The 23,628-nt window shown below is 69.8% G+C and carries 16 protein-coding genes; 7 read left to right on the top strand and 9 right to left on the bottom strand.

The window, feature by feature from the left end; genetic code table 11:
• Positions 1-146 precede the first annotated feature (146 nt).
• The gene (locus ACGFNU_RS23765) at positions 147-1,397 is read right to left on the bottom strand and encodes an extracellular solute-binding protein (RefSeq protein ID WP_392596864.1); all 1,251 of its coding nucleotides are present in this window, start codon (positions 1,395-1,397) and stop codon (positions 147-149) included.
• Positions 1,398-2,182: 785 nt separating this feature from the next.
• On the opposite strand from ACGFNU_RS23765, the gene ACGFNU_RS23760 reads away from it, so the two are divergent.
• The gene (locus ACGFNU_RS23760; RefSeq protein WP_392596862.1) at positions 2,183-3,406 is read left to right on the top strand and encodes an FxsB family cyclophane-forming radical SAM/SPASM peptide maturase; all 1,224 of its coding nucleotides are present in this window, start codon (positions 2,183-2,185) and stop codon (positions 3,404-3,406) included.
• Positions 3,403-4,710 (top strand): HEXXH motif domain-containing protein, encoded by a 1,308-nt coding sequence (locus tag ACGFNU_RS23755; RefSeq protein ID WP_392596860.1) that lies wholly within the window; start codon positions 3,403-3,405, stop codon positions 4,708-4,710. Before ACGFNU_RS23760 ends, ACGFNU_RS23755 begins: the two co-directional genes overlap by 4 nt.
• On the opposite strand, the gene fxsT is transcribed toward ACGFNU_RS23755, so the two are convergent.
• The gene (gene fxsT, locus ACGFNU_RS23750) at positions 4,707-7,253 is read right to left on the bottom strand and encodes an FxSxx-COOH system tetratricopeptide repeat protein (RefSeq protein WP_392596859.1); all 2,547 of its coding nucleotides are present in this window, start codon (positions 7,251-7,253) and stop codon (positions 4,707-4,709) included. The genes ACGFNU_RS23755 and fxsT overlap by 4 nt on opposite strands.
• Before the next feature lie 341 nt (positions 7,254-7,594).
• Here fxsT and ACGFNU_RS23745 point away from each other — a divergent pair, with 341 nt between their 5' ends.
• Positions 7,595-7,762 (top strand): hypothetical protein, encoded by a 168-nt coding sequence (locus ACGFNU_RS23745; protein WP_392596858.1) that lies wholly within the window; start codon positions 7,595-7,597, stop codon positions 7,760-7,762.
• Positions 7,763-8,052: 290 nt separating this feature from the next.
• Positions 8,053-10,071, top strand: a complete 2,019-nt coding sequence (locus tag ACGFNU_RS23740; RefSeq protein WP_392596857.1) for a tetratricopeptide repeat protein — start codon at positions 8,053-8,055, stop codon at positions 10,069-10,071.
• Positions 10,072-10,688: 617 nt separating this feature from the next.
• Here ACGFNU_RS23740 and ACGFNU_RS23735 read toward each other — a convergent pair.
• Together ACGFNU_RS23735 and ACGFNU_RS23730 are read right to left on the bottom strand one after the other, a co-directional pair.
• Complete coding sequence (locus tag ACGFNU_RS23735) at positions 10,689-12,398, bottom strand: MFS transporter (protein ID WP_392596856.1); 1,710 nt, start codon at positions 12,396-12,398, stop codon at positions 10,689-10,691.
• Positions 12,399-12,878: 480 nt separating this feature from the next.
• Positions 12,879-13,484, bottom strand: a complete 606-nt coding sequence (locus ACGFNU_RS23730) for a DNA-binding response regulator (protein ID WP_392596854.1) — start codon at positions 13,482-13,484, stop codon at positions 12,879-12,881.
• Between the two features lie 140 nt (positions 13,485-13,624).
• On the opposite strand from ACGFNU_RS23730, the gene ACGFNU_RS23725 reads away from it, so the two are divergent.
• Positions 13,625-15,196, top strand: a complete 1,572-nt coding sequence (locus ACGFNU_RS23725) for a serine/threonine-protein kinase (protein ID WP_392596852.1) — start codon at positions 13,625-13,627, stop codon at positions 15,194-15,196.
• Between the two features lie 99 nt (positions 15,197-15,295).
• On the top strand, positions 15,296-17,041 hold the full coding sequence (locus ACGFNU_RS23720; protein WP_392596851.1) for a protein kinase: 1,746 nt from the start codon (positions 15,296-15,298) through the stop codon (positions 17,039-17,041).
• Positions 17,042-17,062: 21 nt separating this feature from the next.
• Here the strand turns inward: ACGFNU_RS23720 and ACGFNU_RS23715 are convergent, their stop codons facing one another.
• Positions 17,063-17,857, bottom strand: coding sequence for a class I SAM-dependent methyltransferase (locus ACGFNU_RS23715; RefSeq protein ID WP_392596850.1), 795 nt, complete (start codon positions 17,855-17,857; stop codon positions 17,063-17,065).
• Positions 17,858-17,939: 82 nt separating this feature from the next.
• Here ACGFNU_RS23715 and ACGFNU_RS23710 point away from each other — a divergent pair, with 82 nt between their 5' ends.
• Positions 17,940-20,306, top strand: a complete 2,367-nt coding sequence (locus ACGFNU_RS23710; protein WP_392596848.1) for a molybdopterin-dependent oxidoreductase — start codon at positions 17,940-17,942, stop codon at positions 20,304-20,306.
• On the opposite strand, the gene ACGFNU_RS23705 is transcribed toward ACGFNU_RS23710, so the two are convergent.
• The 4 genes from ACGFNU_RS23705 to ACGFNU_RS23690 form a co-directional block, all read right to left on the bottom strand.
• Entirely contained in the window at positions 20,259-20,783 is a 525-nt protein-coding gene (locus tag ACGFNU_RS23705; RefSeq protein WP_392596846.1) for a winged helix-turn-helix transcriptional regulator, read from the bottom strand. The two genes, ACGFNU_RS23710 and ACGFNU_RS23705, sit on opposite strands and share 48 nt — an antisense overlap.
• A 39-nt stretch (positions 20,784-20,822) precedes the next feature.
• Positions 20,823-22,007 (bottom strand): Ig-like domain-containing protein, encoded by a 1,185-nt coding sequence (locus tag ACGFNU_RS23700; RefSeq protein WP_392596844.1) that lies wholly within the window; start codon positions 22,005-22,007, stop codon positions 20,823-20,825.
• Between the two features lie 117 nt (positions 22,008-22,124).
• Complete coding sequence (locus tag ACGFNU_RS23695; RefSeq protein WP_392596842.1) at positions 22,125-22,523, bottom strand: YchJ family protein; 399 nt, start codon at positions 22,521-22,523, stop codon at positions 22,125-22,127.
• A gap of 33 nt (positions 22,524-22,556) precedes the next feature.
• The gene (locus ACGFNU_RS23690) at positions 22,557-23,258 is read right to left on the bottom strand and encodes a hypothetical protein (RefSeq protein ID WP_392596841.1); all 702 of its coding nucleotides are present in this window, start codon (positions 23,256-23,258) and stop codon (positions 22,557-22,559) included.
• Between the last annotated feature and the right edge of the window lie 370 nt (positions 23,259-23,628).

The following is a 23,628-nucleotide window of genomic DNA, read 5'->3' as shown; positions in this document are numbered from 1 at the left end:
GCCGCTCGGGGGGGGGGGCGCGCCCCGGGGGGGGGGGGGCCGGGGGGGGCGGGGGGGGCCGGGGGGGGGCCCCCCCCCCCCCGGGGGGGGGGGGGGGGGGGGGGGGGGCCCCCCCCCCCCCCCCACGGGTCTCGAGGTCCTGCAACTCAGCCGCTCTTCTCGGCGGTCTTCTGGATGTCGTTGAGGACCTTCTTCGGGTCCTCGGTCGACACCGCGGTGCCGAGGCTCTGCTTCACGGCACCGGCCACCGCGCTCCACGCCGGGTTGCTGGTCGGCGCGAACTTCGACGTTGGCAGCGCGTCCACGAACTGCTTGAAGTACGGGTCGGCGCTCAGCGCGTCGCCGGCGGACTTGGTCACCGGCAGGAAGCCCTCCAGCTTGAGGAACTTGGAGGTGTTCTCCGCCTGGTAGAAGTGGTTGAGGAACTTGGTGACGGCTTCCTTGTTCTTGCCGTCGCTCTTCTTGAACGCGGCGAGCACGTCCATGACGCCGAGCGTGTTGTGCTCGGCGCCGGTCTTGCTCGGCAGCGAGGTGACGCCGAACGGCAGGTCCTTGTTCGCCTTGTTGATGAACGCCTCACGGGTGAACGGGCCGCCGATGGCCATGCCGATCTTGCCCTGGGCGAACTGGTTGAACACCGTCTTGCGGTCGGTGGTCTCCGGGTTCGGCTGCGTCAGCCCCGACTTGGTGAGGTCGCGCAGGTAGTTGAGGGTGTCGACGTTGGCCTTCTGGTTGATGACCCACTTGCCGGACGAGTCGACCCAGCCGCCGCCGTTGTTCATCGCCCAGGAGTAGAACTCCGCCTGCGACTCCTCCGGGCCCAGCGGCAGCCCGTACCCGATCGTCCCGCCCGCCTTGATCTTCTGTGCGGCGGTCTTGACCTCGGCCCAGGTCTTCGGCGGCTCCTTGATCCCGGCCTTGGAGAGCAGGTCCTTGTTGTAGAACAGCAGCCGCGCGCTGCTGATGAACGGCAGGCCGTACTGCTCGCCCTGGTACTTGGCCTGCTCGACGAACGTCGGCGTGAAGTCGCCCAGCACCTGCGGCGAGGTGACCTCGGCGGCCTTGTAGATCAGGCCGTCCCGCGCGAAGTCGGAGAACGCGTTGTAGTTGAGGATGTCGGGGACCTGCTTGGTCTGGACGTAGGTCTTGACCTTGGCGTCCATCTGCGTCCAGTCGACCATCTCGAGCTGGACCTTGTAACCGGAGTTCTTGGACTCGAAATCCTTGATGAGGCCGTCCCAAAAACCCTTGGTGTTGTCGTCGTAGATCGCCGCGACGAACGTGATGGTCTTGCCGTCGGAGTCGCCGTCGCCCGACGAGCTTCCCTTGCTGCATCCGCTCACGCCGAGGGCCAATGCCAGGCCCATCGCCATGGCGCCCGTGAGGTGCCGCTTCATCTGTCCCCGCCTTCTCCGGCGTCTGTGAGGCGCGAACGCGCCCTGGTCCGCTTGTCCGCCAACCCCCCGGTCCTTGGCGTGGTCCCTGCGCGGCCGGAAAGCCGCCGCCACCCCCTTTTTCGGACGTGAAAAATTGCGCGCGAGGCGAGTGCCCAACGAGCAGAATCGCGCGTGGCCACGAAGATAAGAGCCGGTCCGTACCAGTTCAAGGGGACAGTTAGATAGGAGTCTTAACTGTTACCCGCCGGGCCTTCCCCACAGAACCTCCACGCCACCGCCCTGGCCACCCCGGCCGATCACCGTCCGTGCGCCGCGACGGCAAGCCCCGGCTACTCCCCGCACATCGCGCAACCACCCACGCGTTCGTTCGCCATCCCGCCCCCGGCCGCAAATGCCGCGTCTGCCGGACCGTCTTCGTGATCAATCGGCCGTGCGGGGGCGCGATGGCTGGCGTTGCGCTGGTATTCAGCGTCGCCACCTGCGCTGAATGGTCCAGGCAGGCGCACTTTCATGGCATCTGACTATTTGCGAAAAACGCTTCATGCGTGAACATGGAACGGATTCGCTCAGCATTATGCGGCGATTCGCTCGGGTGCCCGGGCCTCGGTCGGAGGCAAGGGAATCGTTCTGACACCTAGCGTGACGGAGGGTTCACCAGAGGTGTGGGCGACGGTGGGCCGGGGTGACGGAACCCGGTCATTGGCGCAGGGTTTGTTGATCTTGGCGAGCGTGCACATAATCGTGCACAAGCGAATATGCGCAACGCCGCGCCGGGGTCGAAACGCATGTGGGAGCTGATCGGCGTGGCAGGTCGCGTGAACGAGCTCGAATGGCCCGAAAGTCTCGATGTCAGCGCGTTGCTGGCCGGCGGCTGGCGGCCCGTACCGTTCCGGCAGTTCGTCCTGAAGCTGCACAGCCGGTGCAACCTGGCCTGCGACTACTGCTACATGTACGAGATGGCCGACCAGGGCTGGCGCAACCAGCCCCGGAGCATGGCGCCCGCCGTCATCGACAGGGTGGCCGAGCGGATCGCCGAGCATGCGCGGGCGCACGAGCTCGACGAGATCGAGCTGGTCCTGCACGGCGGCGAGCCGCTGCTCGCGGGGCCCGAGCTGGTGCGCCGGACGGTGACGGCGGTGCGATCGGCCACCGGCGCGACCGTCCACGCGCGCGTCCAGACCAACGGCGTGCTGATCGACGACGAGTTCCTGGGGCTGTTCGACGAACTGGGCATCCGGGTCGGGGTGAGCCTGGACGGCGACGCGTCCGGCCACGATCTGCACCGCCGCCACGCTGACGGGCGGGGCAGTTTCGAAGAGACGCGCAAGGGGCTCGAACGGCTCACCGCCCCCGGCCGCCGGCACCTCTTCTCGGGCCTGCTGAGCACGATCGACCTGCGCAACGACCCGTCCGCCACCTTCGACGCGCTGGTGTCCTTCGGGCCGCCGGCGATCGACTTCCTCCTGCCGCACGGCAACTGGGACACCCCGCCGCCAGGACGCGATCCCGCCGATCCGGCGACGCCCTACGGGGACTGGCTGGTCGCGGTGTTCGACCGCTGGTACGGGGCGCCGGTACGGGAGACGCGCGTCCGGCTGTTCGGCGAGATCATCCAGATGTTGCTGGGCGGACGGTCGCGAACGGAGTCGGTGGGGCTGTCCCCGGTCGCCCTGGCGGTCGTGGAGACCGACGGGAGCATCGAGCAGGTCGACACGCTCAAGTCAGCCTACGACGGCGCGGCCGCGACCGGGCTTCACCTCTTCCGGGACGGGTTCGACGCGGCGCTGGCCCTGCCCTCGGTCGCCGCCAGGCAGATCGGTGAACGCGCTCTGTCGCGGACGTGCCGAGCCTGCCCGGTCCGCAAGGTCTGCGGCGGAGGGATGTACGCGCACCGCTACAAGTCGGGCTCCGGCTTCTCGAATCCGTCCGTCTACTGCCGGGACCTCTCCCGGCTCATCACCCACGTCCACCGCAGAGTCGCCGACGACCTGAGGGAAGGGCGCCGATGAGACGCCACCGGATGCCGGGAAAGGTGTTCGCCGCGCTCGCCGCCGGCAGCGGCGGGGCCCATGCGATCGGCCATCTGCAGGCCGCGCAGTACAGCAAGCGCCTGCTCCTTCTGCGCGGTGTTCGGGACGCGGCCAAGTCCGAGGAACCCGCTCGCGCCCGGCGGGCCCGCCAGGCCTACGCCGTGCTCGCCGAAATCCAGGAACGCGCACCCGATGCGGTCGACGCGGTCATCCGGTACCCGTCCGTAGGGGCGTGGGCGCGCGACGTCCTCATGGGCAAGGGCGACTCAGGAGGATTGGCCTCTCTCACCGCTGCGGCTGCCATCCAGGCCGGGTTCTCCCGTCCCATAGAGGTGCCTTCCGACAACGGCACCGTCGTACTGCCGTCCCTGGGCCGAGCCTTCGTTCCCTCCGGAAGCCCTGCGATGGTTAGGCCGGACGTCGCCGAAGTGACCGTCCCAGGGGCGAGCGTGCGCATCCCACCAGACCCGCACCGGGACGCCCCTGGCTGGCAGGGCGTGCGCCGCCTGAACGCGGAGTATCACGGCCTGGCGATCGCGTTGTCGTTCGACGAGGGCGACCCCTACCGGATGCCCGGCGGCGACGTTCCGGACAGGCGCCTGACCGACGCCGAGATCGAATCATGGCGCGCCATGCTGCGCCGCGCCTGGCGCCTGCTCGTGCGCCGGCACTGGACGACCGCCGAGGAGATCGCCGCCGCCGTCTCGGTCGTGACCCCGCTCGCGCCCTCGGCCCAGGCCGGTGAGCACACCAGCGCCACCGCGCACCAGACGTTCGGCAGCATCGCCATGTCACTGCCGCCGGACGAACACGCCATGGCGGTGACGCTGGCACACGAGCTACAGCACACCAAGCTCGGCGCCCTCATGGACATCGTTCCGCTGGTGCTGCCAGACGACGGCAGCCGCCACTACGCCCCCTGGCGAGACGATCCACGCCCCATCGGCGGCCTCCTCCACGGGGTGTACGCCCACCTAGGCATCGCCGGATTCTGGCGCCGCCAGCGCGCCCACGAACGAGGCGAGACAGCTTTGCGTGCGCACACCGAATTCGCCCGCTGGCGCGACGCGTCGGCTTTGGGCGCGCGAACGCTCGCCTCCAGCGGACGGCTCACCGACGCAGGCGAACTGTTCGTAGCCGAGATGACCCGGACGCTGCGAACGTGGCGCCGAGAACCAGTCCCGGTCGAGGCCCTCGACCGCGCCCGCACCTTCGCCGAAACCCACAAGGCACGCTGGCGCGCCAACAACGGCACACCTTCCGTCGCCGACACGAGTGACTAGATCGGCGCGGGGTCGAAGTCGCAGTCCAGGTGGCGTTTTTCGTAGGCGACGATGGCGTCGGGGTGGTCGAGGCTGAGTGTCCTCGTGTACTGGTCGATGGTCTGGTTGAACAGCTCGGTGCCCTCGTCCTCGATGCCGTCGGCGATCATGTCGGCGGCGAGGTTGGCGGTGCAGGCCAGGGTCATCGGGTGCATTTCGCCGAGCACCGTGATGAGCCGTCGGCGGGTGCCGGCGCCGAGGCGGCGGGCGGACTCCAGGTCGCCGAGGGCGGCCAGGTCGCTGGCGAGGTTGGTGGCCACGGTCAGCGAGAAGTGATGGTCACGGCCGAGCCTGGCCTCGAGCCCGGCGAGCGCGGCCTCGTTACGCTGCCGTGCCTCGGCCACCTCACTGCGGACGCGGAGGAGGATCGCCAGGTTTCCCGCGCAGCCGTGGATGTAAGGGTGGTCCGGCCCGTACATCTTCGGGTAGAGGTCCAGCGTCTTGACGGCGAGTTCGTAGGCGTCGTCGAGTTGGCCGATGCTCCGCCAGGCGTTGGCCAGGCACATGGCGGACGCCAGCGAGTCGGGGTGGTTGAGCCCGAAGAGGCGCTCGTATCGGCTGTGGCAGTCGAGGGCGAGTTCGAGTGCCTCTTCGAAGTCCCCGGCGCGGCGTCGAGCGATGGCCAGGTCCTTCATGGTGCGCAGTGTCAGGGGGTGGTCGGCGCCAAGCTCCTCCACGCCGAACGCGAGGGCCTCGGCGCCGGCGTCGCTGGCGGCCTGGTACTCACCGCACAGGCGGACGGCGCGGGCCAGCCCGTTCCAGGAGTTGAGGATGTCGCCACGGCCGATGCCGCTGGTCGTCCGCATTCCGAGATAGCTCAGCTTGTGGCTCTGCCTGGCCTCCTCGTACTTGCTGATCAGGCCGAGGTCGAGCGCCAGGTTGTTGGTCACGAGCAGGGTGCGCGGGTGGTCGGGGCCGTAAGCCTCCGTGTGGAGGTGCAAGGACCTCTCGTCGTGTTCCTGCGCGTCGATGAACCTGCCACGGGCTCGCAGGTCGGCGCCGATGCTGTTGAGAAGGAGGAGTCTTGACTCCTGGAAGCCGGGATCTGTGCTGCTGACGCCGTCCATCCGCGACAGAGTCTCCTGGTTGAGCTCGTACGCCTCGCTGTATTGCCCCAGCTCGCGCACGATGATGCCGCGATGGCGGCGGGCGTTCAGCACGTCGACGCTCTTCGGGCCGAGCGATGTCTCCCAGAGCTTCTCGAAGTTCTCCACGAGAAGGCGAGCGGATCGGTAGTCACCGGAGACGTAGAGGTAACGCACGTAGTCGAGGGCGAGCGAACGCATCTGCGGATCGCGGCTTTCGGCCACTCCAGAGGAGACGACGTGTGCGAGAAGACCGGCGTAGCGAGGCCAGTTGGAGGTGTTGTCGGGAGCCTTGGGAGTGGCGGCGGCCAGGAGCCGGCGGACGTCGTCGCGGAAGCGGTCCTTCTCCCACTCGGGCAGGTCGTCGCGGACGAGCGCCTGGATCAGCCGGTGCACCTGGATGGTCCGGTTGGCGGTGTCGACGCGGGCCAGTGCGAAGCGGCCCAGTTCGCCGATGGCGCGACTGAACTCGATGGGATCGCGCAGCAGCGACGCCAGCCGCTCGCCGATGTTCTCGGGGCCGCGGTCGAAGACGGCCCGCGGGATGGCCTCGGGACCGAAGAAGGCGCAGCAGCGCAGCAGTTCCTCGGCCTCGGGCAGCTTGCGCTTGAGGTTGGTGACCGACAGGCCCCACGCGGCGGTCATCGACGCGGGATATTCGGTCGGCTTGCCCTCCGCCAGCAGCGACGCCGTCCGCTCCTTGAGCAGCCGAAGGTACTCCTCGACCGGCATTCCCGTCTCGGCCTGCAGCGCGCCCGCCTGCTCCAGCGCGAGCGGAAGGTCACCGAGTTCCTGCGCCAGCTCGTCGGCCTGCTTGTCGTTGATCGCGCGCGGCACCCGCTTGCTGAGGAACTCCACCGATTCCGAGCGGGTGAAGACGTCGATCGAGATCGCGTTGGCCTCGGCGTCCCACCTGGGGTTGCGTGAGGTGATCAGGACATGGCCGGGGCCGCCCGCCGGGATGATGTCCTTGATCTCCTCGGGCTGGTCGGCGTTGTCGAAGATGAGGAGCCAGTCGCGGAACGGCTCGCCCAGCCGCAGCGCGTTCAGGACCGCTCGCGCGGCGTCCTCGATGCCCGTGGCGGTCGCCGGCGGCAGGCCGAGATCGACCGCGAGGCTGGCCAGCGTCGATCGGACGAGGACGGGCTGGTCCGAGGGGATCCAGCAGACGAGGTCGTAGTCGCCGCGATATCGCCAGGCGTACTCCACGACCAGCATGGTCTTGCCGACACCGCCCATTCCGTGGAGAGCGTGCGGTTCGGGCTGCGAGACGACCGCGGTGACGTCGCCCGCGATGCTGGCCCGGAGCTCGGCGAGCAGTTGCTCGCGGCCGGTGAAGTTGCGGTTGCGCGGAGGGACGTTCTCCCAGACCTTGGGGGCCCTTCCCAGCGGTTGTGGCTGATGCGCAAAATTCGTCACAGGAACCGCCTCCGCGTCAATAAGTGTCAATCTAGAGGTGGAGACATCTTATGCCGCAAAACGATTGATGTGAGAGAAGGGAATTCAAGATCCCCGAAACGGGAGGTCCGGCCATCCCCGCGATCTTCGGTCGAGATCTTTGAGGCGACTCCGGACTTCCGTATTATGGGCGTTGTTCAGGTCCGTAATTGATTTCCGGGTGATTTGATGGTATGTCCATAGATGGGTCATTGTCCGTGGCCGCGCCCGTCATCCTCTGGTGCGATCCGGACGGGTGCGCCCGGCAGCAGATGGGGAACACCTGGTCTCAGGGCCGGTCGGCGCTGAGCGGAGGAGGGCGGATGCTCCAGGAGACCGAATTCGGCGGCGATCTCGTCGATCTGTCGGAGCTTTCACTGCGAGATCTGGGCGAGCTGAGCGAGTCGGCGCTGGCGCACGAGCTGCAAGAACGCCTTGACCCGCAAGTCTGGGAGGGCGACGTCGTCGCCAGTTTCGGCTCCGCCATGTGAATAGCGCACACACGCGGTCTGTATCCGAATGGTCACTCCCGGTCTGAAAGGCGCGGAGCGGCCGAGGTGACCTGACGTGGCCATGGAGGGGTGATTGCCATGAAAACATCTCCCGCTCCCGTGGTTTATTGGCGATTTCGTCCACGCTCGCCCAGGAATGCCGTACTGTGCGTAGGCCCCAGAACGAAAGGGCCGTCACCGCTGAGGTCCGCTCTCGCTGCGGAGGCGACCTTGTGAGAGCCGTCAGCAGATTCCTGGACCGGCAGCCCGGGCCCCCTCCGATTCCTTACGTGGGGCAACGCCCGCTCACCGAGAACGATCATCGGTGGTTCTGCGGCCGGGACGCGGAGATCGAGGAGTTGGCCGCGCAATGGCGTGACGATCGGCTCACGGTGCTCTACGGCGCTTCCGGTGTGGGCAAGACGTCATTGTTGCGGGCAGGGGTCTTCCCGATGCTGGCGGCGATGCGTGCCGACGTGCTTCCCATCGGCCGGGTCTCGCACAGTTCGACGTTTCCGATGGCCGCCCTGCCGGACCAGAACCCCTACACGCTGGCCTTGCTGGCGTCGTGGTGGCCGGAGCAGTCGGCGGCCAGGGTCTCACCCTTGTCGATCTCCGGCTTCCTGAGCCGCCGTGAACCACCGGATCGCCACGGCCGGACGGGCCCGACGCTGGTGGCGATCGATCAGGCCGAGCGGCTCTTCACGTCCGCCGACCAGCGGCATCGCCTCCGTTTCGTCGACGAGTTGCAGGAGGCGATGGAGACACGGCCGCGCACCCATCTCCTGCTCTCCGTTCGTTCGGACCATCTCGACGACGTGCTGCGGATCGCGAAGGCGTTCGACGGTGACATGGGTCCGCCGTTCCCGGTGCGTCCCCTCGATCGCGAAAGTGCGATCCAGGCGGTGTCAGGACCTGCGCAGGCCGCCGGACGGGCCTTCGAGCCGGACGCCGCCGGACGGCTGGTGGACGCGTTGTCGGCACGCGAGGCCGGCGCACCGTCCGCGGCGGTCGATCCAGAGCCTCCAGCCATGGTCGAACCGGTCCTCCTGCAAGCGGTGTGCCGCAGAATGTGGGACGAACTCCCTGACGAAGGCGATATCTCGGCGGGGTTGCTGCCGGACGTCGATCTGGCGCTCGCCGATTTCTGCGCGCGGACGCTGGCGGCGGTCGCCGCCGACCACGACGCCCGGCCCGGCGATCTGCTCTCGTGGTTGCGCGGTTTCCTCCCGCGCGGCTCTGGCCCGGCTGAGCGGCACTCCACCGAGCAGCGCGGGGCCGAGTTGCCGGATTCGGTGATCCGGGCGTTGGAGGACCAGCACCTGATCAAAATGCGGTCGGACGGCTCCAGGGAGTACGAGCTTCTCCATCCGCTGCTCGTCACCGCGATCCGGCGGCTGGGGCATGGTCAATGGCCCGTGCACCAGTCCGAGCCCGAGGCCCTGCTGCGGGCGGCCGAGGTCGCGCTGTCCTCGGGGGAACCCGACCTGGCCGAGAGACGTGCCGCCGAAGCCGTGCGGAGCTTCGATTCGGACGATATGCGCGCCCACGCGGAGGCGGTCTCGTTCCTGGGGAACGTGGCCCTGCAGCAAGGCAGGCCCGACGACGCGGCCGAGCACTACGGCAGGGCCGCGGCGATGTTCGAGGCGCTCCGCGACACCGAGTCGGTCGGGTGGCTGCTGGCGGCGGTCGGCATGCTCAGGCTCGGTCAGGGCGATCACGCGGCCGCCGTCGACAAGCTGAGCGCCGCGGCGGCGCGCATGCCCAACGATCCGATGATCCAGACGGAGCTGGGCCGGGCGTTGTGGCAGGCAGGAGAGTCGGCCGCCGCGCTCGCCGTGCTCGGGGACGTCCTCGCCCATCACGGGGACACCTACGAGGCGCTGCGGGCACGGGCCGAGATCCGCGCCGATCTGGGTTATGCGGAGTCGCTCAAGAGCGACGCCGAGTCCGCCCGGGGCGATGTCGATTCGGCGCGGGCGCACGAGCAGTCCGCGAGGGCGTACGCCGACTCCGCGTTGCGCGACCTCGAACGGATAGGGAAGCACGCGCGGCCGGCCGCGCGGGCGGCACGGGCGCTGGCGCTCGCCACCCGTTCGGACGTGGACGCGGCGCGGCGGGAGCTCAACGCGGTGATCGCCGAGGCGGCCGACAGCGGCCCCGTTCTCTTCCGGGCGGCGCAGGTGCAGCGCCTCAGCAGGAACGTCGGCGCCGCCACTGAGCTGGCCTCACGCGCGGTGCGCGCCACTGACCCGCCGTTGCCGCGCCACCAGAAGGACGAGGTTCTGAGACTTCTTCGGGAAATGTGATGCGTGGCACTGTCACTACCCCCTGTCACGCTTCATCCTGACGGCATGCAGGACACCGCGCTGGTCGCACTGTTCACCGGGACCTCGTCCGCCATCGTGCTCGCGCTGGCCGGAGGCTGGCAGTTGCTCGGTGAGAGCCGCCGGGCCGCCCACGAGCGCCGCCGCGTCGCGGACGCACGCGAGGCGAAACGGACGGCCAACGTGGAACGGCGGCTGCGCCGGGCGCTCGCCGAGACGAGATCCGCCGTGTTCCGGCTGGTCGTGACCGTCAGGGTGTGCATGGACATTCGCCAAGGTTCGGCGGTCGCGCGCTACAGCGCGAGCGACCTCCCGGACGCGCTGACCCGTGCCAGGACGGAATACCTGGACGCGAACGTGGCGATCGAAGCGCTCTGGACCCTGACCAGTGACGACGAGACGGCCAAGGTCGCGATCGACAAGCTCCAGGCGGAGGTCGCCACGGCCTACGGACATGTGAGCACGGCGGGCAGCGAACGTGGCGATCCGGACGAGGTGGAACGACGGGTGCGTGCGGCGCTGCGCTCGGTGAGCCGGACGGTGTGCCCGCCGACTCCGGCGCAGGACGAGTCGGCAGGGGACGCAGGCGATGGTCCGGCTCAGCTGGCGACCAGATCGTTGCGCCGTCCCTTCTCGCGCCGTCGATCGGCCCTGGCGGAGTCCGCCGATGCGCCGGTGCCCGATGGATCGGTCGCGTCGGGCAACGGCCCGGTGTCCGGAGGGGCGTCGGGAACGGGCGTTCGCCTCAGGTGACATCTCAGGTTCCGGCGGTCTTGCTTCTCCGCCTGCCGCTTCTGGCTGAGAAGGTCCCATCGCCGCTGCTCTTCGAGTTGCTGTCGCTGCTGTTCCTGGTCCTTGCGCAGGCGTTCCTCACGTTGCTGCTTCTGGCGTTCCCGGCTCAGCCACCGTCGATCTTGGCGCTCCAGTTCCCGGGCGAGTTTCTTCTGGTAGCGGCGGCGCTGACGTCTTCTGCGGGCCTGTTCTCTGCTCTGCTTCACCTGGAGCGTCTTCGTCCGGAGCTTCGGCCTCGGCTGCCGTACCTGCTGCTGGAGGCGGTCGCCCTCGGCCGGAGGAGACAGGAGTCGCCGGTAGAACGTCACGACTAACGCCAGGACCAGGATCGTGAGGGCGACCGCCACCGCCGTGGGCTTGGTCCCCACGGCCGAGATGACGTAACCGGCGCAGACCGTGCCGAGCGGAACCGCGCCCAGCGAGAGCAGCCGGTTGGCGCCGACGACGCGTCCCAGCAGCCACAGCGGTGTCGTCTCGGCCTGGCGGGTGGCGATCGCGACGTTGATGTGGGCGCCGGTCAGGCCCACCCCGCTCCAGGCGAACAACCACAGCCAGGGGTGCGACGACACGGCGATGATCGCGACCAGGCCGAACCACGCCCAGACGCAGGTCACCACCACCCTTTGCGGCCCATGCCTCCTGAGCACCCTGGGCGCCGCCATCGACCCGAGGATCCCGCCGAACCCGGGGGCCGCCAGCAGCACGCCGATCAGGGTGGTCGACACGCCCTGGCCCTGGGCGAGGACCACCAGCAACAGGATGATCGCCTGGAAGAGGAAATTGGTGATGGTGCAGATGATCAGAGAGGTCCGGAGGAATCCGTCGCTCCACAGGCGGGCCAGGCCCTTGCCCATCTCCTGGGTCAGCGACCCGGCATGACCCGTGGTGCGGGTCGTGGGCTTGCGGAAACGTTCCGTCCGGATCATTCCGATCGTGTACACGGACAGCAGGCACGAGACCGCGTCGACGGCGTAGGGCAGCGCCCGGCTGAACCCGAACAGCAGCCCGCCGAGCGGCCGGCCGATGAGCAGGGCCAGATGGCTGCGCGCCTCGTTCGTGCTCATCGCGCCCGCGAGCCGGTCCCGCCGCACGATCATCGGCACGGCACTGACCTCGGCCACGCCGTGGAGCGTCACGCAACCGCCGGAGACGATCGCCGCCGCCACCACCAGCCACACCGTCACATCGCCGATCGAGAGCAGCACCGCGACGGTCGCCGCGACCACGACCCGGAGCACCAGGCTGATCACCATCGCCCGCCGCGTCCCGATGCGGTCGACCCACAGGCCGGCCGGTATGTGGAGCAGAAGCTGGGGCAGCGTGCCGGCGGCCACGACCCAGCCGGCGCTGACGGCCGACCCGGTCAGCGACAGTGCGAGCAGCGGAGCGGCGACGGTGGCGCTCATCCCGCTCAGCAACGAGGTCGCGGAGCCGCTCCACAACAACATGAAGTCGCGCTGCCATGAGGCGCCGGATATCGGCCGGATGCGCCGCCGGGACAATGGTGGAGTCGTCATCGTTTCTGCGATTACCCTGACTGCGGTCCGGTGAACTGGGGTTTGCTGGAAATGAGCAAGACCCATGCGATGACGAGGATGTCCGTCATCGCACGGGCCTGGTGTTTCAGGGAATTCCGGCGGCCCGGTGCCGAGCACATGAAAGCCCTTGTGGCAAGGGCTTTGGGACCGCCGCACGTCACCGTACATTGGACCGGCCGATCACGCCCGCGACACGGCAAAGATCGTTCTAGGCGGGGGCCGGAGCAGGTGCGAACGCCTGCCCTGAACGGCGCGGAGAATGCTCCGGTGACCGGTTTCTAACGACGCGTCGCCGCTCACATCCATGGTCTCTCCGATGAGCCCGTGGCCGGCGTCCCCCGCCCGCCCCCTGATTTAGAGCATCACCGGCACCGGGGGGTTCGTGTCAATGATCAATTGGCGATGACCGCATGAGGCCCCGAAATCGGGAACAGCCGTCCGGGCCCTGTCAGCGCCGGGTCAGATCCAGCCGGCTTCGCGGGCTATGCGGGCGGCGTCGGTGCGGTTGCGGGCGTTGAGCTTGGTGACGACGGCGGTCAGGTAGTTGCGCACCGTGCCGGCGGTGAGGTGGAGGCGCTCGGCGATCTCGGGGGCCTCGGCGCCCTCGGCGGCCAGCCGCAGGACGTCGGTCTCGCGCGGGGTGAGCGGGTTGTCGGTGACGTCCCAGGCGGTGAGGGCGAGGCTCGGATCGAGGACGCGCCGGCCCGCGGCGACGGCGCGGATCGCGGCGACCAGGTCGTCCGGGGGAGCGGTCTTCAGGAGGAAGCCGTTGACGTGGGCGGCCAGGGCGCGGCGCAGGTGGCCGGGCTTGCCGTGGCCGGTGAGGATGAGGACGCGGCAGGAGGGAAACTCGGTGTGCAGGTCGGCGGCGGCGGCCAGGCCGTCGAGCCCGGGCATGTCGACATCCAGGACGGCCACGTCGGGACGGTACGAGCGGGCGGCGGCGACCACCTTGTCACCCGCGTCGACCTGGGCCACCACGGTCAGATCGGGCTCCAGGTCGAGCAGCGCGGCGAGGGCGCCGCGCACGACGTGGTGGTCATCGGCGAGCAGCACCTTGATCACGGCTCATGTCTATCAAACCGCCCCAGGCCCGTCCGCCGCCGAGCCGCCGTTACAAGATCAGCAATTGCGGACGTAGGGCGTAATGGTGCAATAGTGTGCTAAACCTCCCATGATCATTACGTGTGCAGGAGCCGTCTCCCATGCCCGACGCTGAGCCCCTACTCCCGGACGATCCCAGGGAGGTCGGGCCGTACCGGCTCACCGGGCGGCTGGGGATGGGCGGCCAGGGCGTGGTCTACCTCGGTGCCGTAACCGGGGGTGCGCCGGTGGCGGTCAAGCTGCTGCGTGAGGAGCTCGCCGCCGATCCGCGTGTGCGTGAGCGGTTCATGAAGGAGATCGCGGCCGCCCGGCGGGTCGACCCGTTCTGTATCGCGCAGGTCCTGGACGCATCGCTGGAGGGACCGCGTCCGTACATCGTCACCGAGTACATCGAGGGGCCGTCGCTGCAGCAGGCCGGGGCGCGGGAGAGCGCGGCGGCTGTTCAGCGGCTCGCGGTCGCGACCGCTACGGCGCTCGCGGCGATCCACGGTGCCGGGATCGTGCACCGCGACTTCAAGCCGTCCAACGTGCTGCTCGGCAGTGATGGCCCGCGTGTCATCGACTTCGGGATCGCCCGCGACAGCGCGGCGCCGTTGACGATGACCAGCAGCATCATCGGCACCCCGGCCTACATGGCGCCCGAGCAGTTCGCGGGAGAAGTCGTCGGGCCTGCGGCCGACGTCTTCGCTTGGGGAGCCGTCGTGGCCTATGCCGCCACCGGGCACCCGCCGTTCGGCGCCGACACCCTCCCGGCGATCATGCACCGCGTCCTGCAAGGCGAGCCGCGGCTCGGCGACTTGTCCGAGCCGCTGCGGTCCCTGGTGCTGGCTTGTTTGGCGAAGGACCCGGCCCAGCGGCCCACGATGCAGGACGTGGTGTTGCGCCTGCTCAGCACCCGTCCGGCACCGGGTGGCGTGATGGAATCTCCGGCCGCGGTGACTCGGGTGCAGGGTGGGACCGCGTCGCCGCCGCTTCCTCTGCCGATGGGGGCTTCTGGTCCCCGGCAGCGCAGGCAGGGCTCGCCGGGGCAGAATCTCGTCGTCGCCCTGGGGGTCGCCGCCGCCGTCGTTCTGGCTATGGCCGTCGTCACCGCCGGGGTCATCTTCTGGCCCGAGCAGTCGGACGCCTCCAACTCGGCCAAGGGCAACGGCTCCGGCGCTGATGGAGGGGCAGGGCAGCAGAACGGCAAGGGCGCGGTTCCCAACGCGGGCAATGCCGGAGGCGGCAAGGGCAAGCCGTCGACCACTCCCACCTCGCCGAAGAAGGGCCGCGAGCCGGGCGCGAGCACCAATCCGAAGCCGGGCTCGGGCGGTAAACCACGTGACCAAGAGCCCGACGACCCGGACCCCGCTCCCGAACCGCCGCCATCAGGCGGCGGTGGTGGGGGCGGCGGCGGTGACAGCCTCGGGATGATCACGCTCTCCGGCGGTTGCAGCGGTAGCCGGTACGGCTACCAGTACCAGATCAAGGAGCCTTCGGGCCGTCCCACCGCCTTCTCGTACACCATCTACGAGAACGGTTCGTGGACCCACAAGGGCAACCACATCAAGGGCACCAGACCCGTGACCGGATCCGCCTCGGGCGAATTCGGCTCGAAGCCGACGGTGGTCGTCACCATCCAGGTCAGCGGCGCCGTGAGCGCCCGGCAGAGCGTCACGATCAGGAAGTGCTGACGTTCCGCTCCAAGATCAGCGAATTACGGACGTAGATCGTGAAGGTGCAATAGTGTGCTAAACCTCCCATGATCATTACGTGTGCAGGAGCCGTCTCCCATGCTCGAAGCTGATCCGCTGCACCCGGACGATCCCAGGGAGGTCGGGCCGTACCGGCTGACCCGGCGGCTGGGGATGGGCGGCCAGGGCGTGGTCTACCTCGGCTCCACGGCTGGGGGCGAGCCTGTAGCGGTCAAATTGCTGCGTGAGGAGCTCGCCGCCGATCCGCGTGTGCGTGAGCGGTTCATGAAGGAGATCGCGGCCGCCCGGCGGGTCGACCCGTTCTGTATCGCGCAGGTCCTGGACGCATCGCTGGAGGGACCGCGTCCGTACATCGTCACCGAGTACATCGAGGGGCCGTCGCTGCAGCAGGCCGGGGCGCGGGAGAGCGCGGCGGCTGTTCAGCGGCTCGCGGTGGCCACCGCTACGGCGCTCGCGGCGATCCACGGTGCCGGGATCGTGCACCGCGACTTCAAGCCGTCCAACGTGCTGCTCGGCAGTGATGGCCCGCGTGTCATCGACTTCGGGATCGCCCGCGACAGCGCGGCGCCGTTGACGATGACCAGCAGCATCATCGGCACCCCGGCCTACATGGCGCCCGAGCAGTTCGCGGGAGAAGTCGTCGGGCCTGCGGCCGACGTCTTCGCTTGGGGAGCCGTCGTGGCCTATGCCGCCACCGGGCACCCGCCGTTCGGCGCCGACACCCTCCCGGCGATCATGCACCGCGTCCTGCAAGGCGAGCCGCGGCTCGGCGACTTGTCCGAGCCGCTGCGATCTCTGGTGCTGGCTTGTTTGGCGAAGGATCCCGCTCAGCGGCCCACGATGCAGGACGTGGTGTTGCGCCTGCTCAGCGCCCGTGCGGTATCGACTGCTCCCCAGCAGCCCATCCCGGCTCCCGATCCTGGCCCTCCGCAGCCGCCGGTCACCGTGGCGGAGTCGCCCGTCCCAGGCCCGCAGCCGCCGCTGGGGACCGGTCCGCAACCGCCGGCCGCTGTGACACGGCCTCCAGGGGCCGCTTCGCCGCCGCTCCCCATGCCGATGGGCGCCCCCGGCGCGCGGCAGGGCAAGCAAGGCAAGCAGGGTTCTTCGGCGCAGAACCGCGTTCTCGTCCTGGCGGTCGCCGCCGCCGTCGCGCTCGCGGCGGTGCTCGTCACCACTGGGATCATCTTCTGGCCCGAGCAGTCGGACGCCTCCAACTCGGCCAAGGGCAACGGCTCTGGCGCTGACAGCGGTACGGCGGGCACGCAGAACGGCACCAACGCCGGGCCCAACGCGGGCAAGGCTGGAAACGGCGGGAAGGGCAGCCCGTCCGGCAGCACGTCCCCGAGCGCCAGTGGCAAGCCCAGCGCGAGCGGCAAACCGAGGGCGGGCTCCGGCGGGAGTGGCGATCAGGGGCCGGACGCCCCCGGTCCCAAGCCTTCGAGCGGCGGAGGCGGCGGGGGCGGCAGCGGCGGTGGCGGTGGAGGTAGCGGCGGCGGCGGAGGAGGCGGAAGCGACGGTGGAGGCGGTGGCGGTGGCGGGGGCGGCGGCACCGGCAGCGTCGACCTGATCTCGCTGAACGGTGACTGCAACAGTGCCCGCTACTACTACGGCTTCGCGATCAGAGAGCCGAGCGGCGGCGCCGGCTTTGACTGGGGCGTGTACGTGGACGGCGCGCGGGTCGACGGCGGCAGCCACAGCAAGGGCGGCTCCGCGGCGGAGGGGCAGGGCAACGGATCGATGAACGGCAAGGCGAGGGTCACGGTCACCGTGAAGGTGTCCGGCGGCGTCTCCGACTCGGAGAGCTTCGAGATCTGGACCTGCTGACGTCCCGCCGCTGACGCCCGGTCATGCCCGCTTCCGGTACGCCAGGCGCAGCTCGAACATGTAGCGCTTGGTGATCCGCCCGCGGAAGCGGTCGTCGATGAGCCGCCCGATGCAGTCGAGCAGCTCGGTCCGCGTTTCGGCCGGCAGGGCACGGTGCCCTGAGTAGGTGCTGAGCACGTCGAGGTATTCGGACGTCGTGTACGAGAGGTCCAGTTCGTGCCGCCGGAACATCGCCGTTCCGAAGAGCCCTGAGCGGTCCACCTCCGCGCTGTCGCGCGGCACCTCGTACGCCGCCGGGAGGCGCAGCCCCTTGGGCGTCTCCGCGTCGTACCGCTCGTAGCAGTCCTGGACCTCGGCGAAGAACGCCTCCGTTCCGCCCGCCACGTGGTGGGTCTCGACGGTGGCCAGCGCGCCGCCGGGCCGGAGCGCGGCGGCGGCCTTCGGCACCCGCACCTCCGGGTCGACCCAGGTGAACGCGGTCGCCGCGAACACCACGTCGAACGGCTCCGCGGGCAGCGGCCACTCCTCGAACGTCGCGTGCACCACCTCGGCCGAGGGAAACCTCTTCAGGTTGTGGCGCGCCGCCTCGGCCATCTCCGCGCCCAGCTCGACGGCGACGATCTCGCAGCCCCGGGCGGCCAGCGGCACCGTCGCCTGGCCGGTACCGCAGCCGATCTCCAGTACGCGGCAGCCCGGTCCGATGCCCGCCAGCGCCGCCAGATCGTTGAAGATCCCGGGCGGGTAGTGCGGCCGGGCCCGGTCGTAGCGGGCGGCGTCTTGGGTGAACGTCGTGCGCAGCGTTCGGCGGTCGGCCATGTGAGAAGGCTATCCCGCCGCCCAGGAGGTGGGTTTCGCTAAAGAACTGACTCCGTTAGAGTGCGGGTCGAGGGAGGTCGCGATGACGATGGCCGAGCACGGAACCGGAGCGGCGGGCGCGGGACGGGCGGCGGGCGGTCCGGCGGCGGGGGAGTGGCGGTCGAGCGCCTGCATCCTGTGCGAGTGCAACTGCGGGATCGAGATTCTGGTGGGCCCCGGCGGCAGGTCGTTCGACAAGATCCGCGGCGACAAGGCGCACCCCGCCTCGCACGGCTACACCTGCAACAAGGCGCTGCGCCTCGATCACTATCAGAACGGCCGCTCGGGGCGGCTCACCCGGCCGCTGCGCCGCCGTCCCGACGGCACCTTCGAGGAGATCGACTGGGACACCGCGATCTCCGAGGTGGCCGCGCGGTTCAAGGAGATCGAGGCGGCCCACGGCGGCAAGACGATCTTCTACTACGGCGGTGGCGGCCAGGGGAACCATCTCGGCGGCGCCTACGCGCCCGCGACGATGCGCGCGTTCGGCATGCGCTACCGCTCCAGCGCGCTCGCGCAGGAGAAGACCGGCGAGTTCTGGGTGAACGCGCGGATGCTCGGCCTCCCCAACCGCGCCGATGTCGAGCATTGCGAGGTCGCGCTGTTCGTCGGCAAGAACCCCTACCAGTCGCACGGCTTCCCGCGGGCCCGGTCGGTGCTCAAGGAGATCGCCAAGGATCCGGGCCGCTCGATGATCGTGATCGACCCGGTCCGGACCGAGACCGCCGAGCTGGCCGACTTCCACCTCCAGGTGCGGCCCGGCACCGACCTCTACCTGCTGACCGCGCTGGCGGCGATCCTCGTGCGGGAGGGCCTGATCGCGACGGACTGGCTCGCCGAGCACGCCGACGGCCTGGCGGCGGTGACCGCCGTGCTGAACGAGGTGGACGTCGCCGGTTACTGCGAGATCGCCGACGTGGACGAGGCGCTCGTCCGGGCCGCCGCTCGCAGGCTCGCGGGCGCGTCCTCGGTTGCGGTCCTCGAAGACCTCGGCGTGCAGATGAACCGCGACTCCACGCTCGTCAGCTACGTCGAGAAGCTGATCTGGCTGCTGACCGGCAACCTCGGCAAGGAGGGCGCGCAGTACGTCTTCTCCAGCATGGCGCCGATCGGCCGGGACCGCGGCCACCCCGCGGACGAGGGGCCCCGGAGCCCGGTGGCCGGAGCGAAGATCATCGGCGGGCTCGTGCCGTGCAACGTCATCGCCGAGGAGATCCTCACCGACCACCCCGGCCGTTACCGGGCGATGCTCGTCGAGAGCGCCAATCCCGCCCACTCGCTCGCCGACTCGGCGCGCATGCGCGAGGCGCTCGACGCCCTCGACCTCGTCGTCGTCATCGACGTGGCGATGACCGAGACCGCGCGCCTCGCCGACTACGTCCTGCCCGCGCCCACGCAGTACGAGAAGTACGAGGCGACGTTCTTCAACTTCGACTTCCCGCGCAACATCTTCCATCTGCGCCAGCCAGTGGTGGACGCCCCCGAGGGCGTCCTGCCGGAGCCTGAGATCCACGCGCGCCTGGTCGAGGCCGCGGGCGCGCTGAGCGAGGACGACTACGCCCCACTGCGCGAAGCCGCCGCCAAGGGGCGGCAGGCATTCGCAGAGGCGTTCCTAGGCGCGCTCGGCGAGAAACCGAAGCTCATGAGGCTGGCCTCTGTCCTGCTCTACAGGACACTTGGCCCGACCCTCCCGAACGGTGCCGCGTCCGCAGCCGCGCTCTGGGCGCTCGCGCACAAGTGTGCCCAGGACAACCCCGCAGGGGTGAAGCGCGCAGGTTACGGCGAGGGGCTGGAAGCGGGCGAACGTCTCTTCGACGCCATCGTGACGAACCCGCACGGCGTGGTCATCACCGACGACGAGCAGGACGAGACCTGGCGGCGCCTCGGCGGCCGGCGCATCCAACTGGACGTGCCCGAGCTCCTCACCGAGGTCGCCGGGCTCGCCGCGCGCCCGCGCCCGGACCTCGCGCCGGAGTGGCCGTTCGTCCTCTCGGCGGGCGAGCGCCGCGCGTTCACCGCCAACACGATCATCCGCGACCCCGGCTGGCGCCACCGCGACCCCGAGGGCACGCTGCGGATGAACGAGACGGACGCCGAGCGGCTGGGCGTGGTCGCGGGCGATCGGGTCCGGCTGACGACGCGGCGCGGGAGCACCGAGGTCACCGTCGATCCGACCGACCGGATGCGCCCGGGGCACATCTCGCTGCCGAACGGCCTGGGCCTCGCGGTACAGGGCCCCGGCGAGGACGGCGCGCCGGTGATCACCGGGGTCGCGCCGAACGAGCTCACCGCGGCCGAGGACCGCGACGAGTTCGCGGGCACGCCGTGGCACAAGCACGTGCCGGCGCGCGTGTCGGCTCTCTCAGGCGTCGCCGGCGGTGCGGGCGCCGTCGCCGGCGAAGCGGGGTAGCTCCTCGGCCCGCTCGCGCAGGCGTTCGGGGAAGCCCGGCCCGAGCTCGGGCATGACGTTGTCGTGCCCGAGCGGTTCGCCGCACTCCGAGCAGACGATCTCGGCGTGCGCGGCGTGGCCGCAGGTCGTGTGCCGCATCAGGACGGGCGGGCCGCCGTCGCCGGCCATCCACTTGTCGCCCCACCGCGTCATCGCCATGAGCACGGGGAAGAAGTCGCGGCCCTTCTCCGTGAGGCGGTACTCGTTGCGGACGGGACGCTCCTGGTAGGGCACCCGTTCGAGCAGCCCCTCCTCGACGAGGCGGTTGAGGCGCTGCGTCAGGACGTTGCGTCCGATCCCCAGGCTCTTGGCGAAGTCATCGAAACGCGTCACGCCGTAGAACGCCTCGCGCAGGACAAGCGGCGTCCACCAGTCGCCCAGGATGTCGACGGTGCGGGCGACGGAGCAGGGCCAGCGGGAGAACGGGGTGCGTTTCACCCCGTCGATCCTAGTCGGTTGCCCTATCGAACCGACCGGTCACTGGAGCTCGCTGCCCTTCTTCCATTTGCTCCACGGCATCTCCCAGAACGACCACCCGTTGTCCCAGGAGAGGTCGCGCCGCGTGCCGGTGACCACCACGACGTCGCCGGGCTGGACGGTGCGGTAGAACCACACCGCGTCCTTGTCGGGCTGGCGGACACAGCCGTGGCTGCAGTTCGCATTGCCGAGGCAGCCGTACTCGCCGGCGGTCTGGTGCAGGTACTCGCCGCTGTTGGAGATCCGGACCGCGTAGTTGATCAGCAGGTCGTAGTAGCCCGGGTCGCCCTTCTTGCGGCCCGGAGAGATCATCCGCGTCGGGTTGTCCTTCTCCATCGCCAGGTGGACGCCGCTGGTGGTCGTGTACTCGAGCGTGCTGCCGTTGCCGCCGCTCACCGGGACCGAGCGCACCTTCTTGCCGTCGACCTTGACGGTCATCTTGTGCTTCTTGAGGTTGACGGTCGAGATCCGGGACGCCCCGATCTTGAACGTGCGGGTCAGGTCCTTCGTCCCGTACACGCCCTTGGCCGCCCGGACTCCGGCAAGGTGGGCGATGAGGGTGACCTTCTGGTGCGCGGGCCAGTAGTTCTTGGTGCGGTAGACGACCTGCTGGTCGCCGATCCACCGCCAGGCGCCCTCGACCGGCTTCTCGGCCTTGACCTCCAGCGCCTTCTCGACCTGGTCCTTGTTGCGGACCTCACGGTCGAAGTTGAGGATGATCGGCGTTCCGACCCCGTACTTCTTGCCCCGGTTGCCTTCGAGGACCCAGTCCAGCTCGGCCGAGACGGTCTCGTCGGGCTTGAGGGTCTTGAACTTGCTGCTGGCCTGCGCGGCGACGCCGTCGGCGTTCTTGGCGCTCGCGGCCACCTCGTAGGAGGTGCTCGGGGCGAGCGTCCACGTCGACTTCCACTCGGTGCGGGCGGCGTTGAACGTGCCGGCGACGTCCTTGGAGCCCGCCTTGACGCTGACCGTGTCGAGCTTGCCGCCGGCCGCCGTCACCGTGACGCCGCTGTCGGGCCGCGCCTTCTTGGTGTCGGCCGCCGGGGTGATGGTCACCTTGGCCGGGGCCGCCTTCGCGCCCCCACCGCCGCCGCCCCCGCCGGACCCGTCCGAACCGGACTGGCACGCGGACACGGCCAGACCGGCGGCCAGCAGGACTCCAAGGAACCGAGATCGCTTGCTCACACGCAACGTTGCCATCCTGCTGACCGGCCCGGGGCACCGGCCCGGGGGAGCCGAAAGAGAGAAAGCCTGTTCAGCTTTGATGGCAAGTTACCCGGTTTGGTTCGTACGACTCCAGGGTCAATTCACTATGGCCTTGAGGTAAACCCAGGCTCCCTCGTGGCGGACGAACCGGCTCACCTCGTGCATTTCCCCGCCCTGGCCGCCCTTTCCGGCGTACGCGGCGCGGAATTCGACCGTCCCCTTCGTGTGGAACGGTGTGCCCTCTCTCACGTCCAGGATGTCGAGGCGTTCCCACCGCATTCCGGGCTCGAAGTCGATCGAGGGCGGCCGGGTCGCCGGGTGCCAGCTCTTGATCAGGTACGCGGCGTCCTGGACGGCGAACGCGCTGAACCGCGACCGCATGAGCTGCTCGGCCGTCGCCGCCTGCGCCTCGCCGCGGTGCAGCCGCCCGCAGCAGTCCCGGTAGGAGGTGGGCAGCCCGCACGGGCAGGGAGCGGCGTCGCGGCGTTTGGACATGCTCCTATTCTGGGTCAGAACGTCTCAGGCCGTTCACTGGATCTTGTGAAGGCGGCCCGTGCCCTCGTTGTTCACCGTTGTGTACGAGTAGCCGAGCGTCCCGTCCTTCTCGGCCGACAGCGTGATGGTCACGACCGGCGTGCAGGAGCCCTGGCCGATGGTCTCCGTGCCCCGCAGCGCCTCGCCGGTCATGTCGATCAGCTTCAGGGCGCCGTTGCAGTTGAGCGAGGCGTAGTCGCTGGTGCCGACGATCTGCCCCGGCCTGCCCCGCTCGATCGTCAGGGTCGCCTCGAAGGTGGAGACGACCTTGCCTCCGCGCCGGTGGTCGACGCTGCCGGTCCACATTCCGACGTACCGCGCGTAGGCGTCACCGCCCGCCGGGGGCGTACCGTCCCAGGGCCGGATGATCAGTGCCGCGATCGCGGTGACGGCGACGAAGACCAGGGCCGCCACGCCACCGATCGCCATCACCCCTGAACGAGCCGGCCGCGTGGTCGAAGGCGCGGCGCCGGACCGCGGGCGTCCCGCGAGGAGTTCGAGCAGCTCGGGCACCGACGGCCGGTCCGCCGGATCTTTGGCGAGCGCGGCCTCCACCACCTCGCGCAGCGCGGGGTCGAGCCCGTCGAGCCCGGGTCGCTCGTGCACGACCTTGTAGAGGATCTCGGGAACGAGCTGGCCCTCGAACGGGCTGTGCCCCGTCCCGGCGAAGGCCACGACTCGTCGGCGTCGGGCCACTCGCCCTCGACGTAGGGCCAGAGCGAGAGCGGCCTGCCGTCCGCCCGCACGACCGTGCCGCCCGCGGAGGTACGGAGGGGAGCGACGGCCTCGGGCATGACGGTCGCGGCGTGCAAGGCGATCGAGTGGCACCACTCCGCCTCGGCGCCGCCACGCCAGGACGGCCCCACCCGCACCACGACGTCGCCGATCCGGTACGCCGCGGACTCCTCGCCGCCGAACAGCCGCACGGCCTCGCCCTCGGCGCCGAATCCCCACGCCTCCTCGATCGCGAGGCGCATGGACTCGGTCAGCGGAGTCTCGACGTACAGCACGCGATCAACCTACCGGCGTCCGGCGCGGACGGGCCGGTGCCGGCGGTGTCATCGCG

The sequence above is a fragment of the Spirillospora sp. NPDC048911 genome, from assembly GCF_043198015.1.
Classification (GTDB): domain Bacteria; phylum Actinomycetota; class Actinomycetes; order Streptosporangiales; family Streptosporangiaceae; genus Spirillospora.
This window is presented reverse-complemented; position numbering and strand designations above follow the sequence as displayed.

Bases quoted from the DNA above. Each gene is read 5' to 3' on its own strand.
- ACGFNU_RS23720 (WP_392596851.1), top strand. From the start codon at position 15,296: ATGCTCGAAGCTGATCCGCTGCACCCGGACGATCCCAGGGAGGTCGGG.
- ACGFNU_RS23725 (WP_392596852.1), top strand. From the start codon at position 13,625: ATGCCCGACGCTGAGCCCCTACTCCCGGACGATCCCAGGGAGGTCGGG.
- ACGFNU_RS23760 (WP_392596862.1), top strand. From the start codon at position 2,183: ATGTGGGAGCTGATCGGCGTGGCAGGTCGCGTGAACGAGCTCGAATGG.
- ACGFNU_RS23735 (WP_392596856.1), bottom strand. From the start codon at position 12,398: ATGACGACTCCACCATTGTCCCGGCGGCGCATCCGGCCGATATCCGGC.
- ACGFNU_RS23710 (WP_392596848.1), top strand. From the start codon at position 17,940: ATGACGATGGCCGAGCACGGAACCGGAGCGGCGGGCGCGGGACGGGCG.
- ACGFNU_RS23745 (WP_392596858.1), top strand. From the start codon at position 7,595: ATGCTCCAGGAGACCGAATTCGGCGGCGATCTCGTCGATCTGTCGGAG.
- ACGFNU_RS23695 (WP_392596842.1), bottom strand. From the start codon at position 22,523: ATGTCCAAACGCCGCGACGCCGCTCCCTGCCCGTGCGGGCTGCCCACC.
- ACGFNU_RS23755 (WP_392596860.1), top strand. From the start codon at position 3,403: ATGAGACGCCACCGGATGCCGGGAAAGGTGTTCGCCGCGCTCGCCGCC.
- ACGFNU_RS23765 (WP_392596864.1), bottom strand. From the start codon at position 1,397: ATGAAGCGGCACCTCACGGGCGCCATGGCGATGGGCCTGGCATTGGCC.
- ACGFNU_RS23715 (WP_392596850.1), bottom strand. From the start codon at position 17,857: ATGGCCGACCGCCGAACGCTGCGCACGACGTTCACCCAAGACGCCGCC.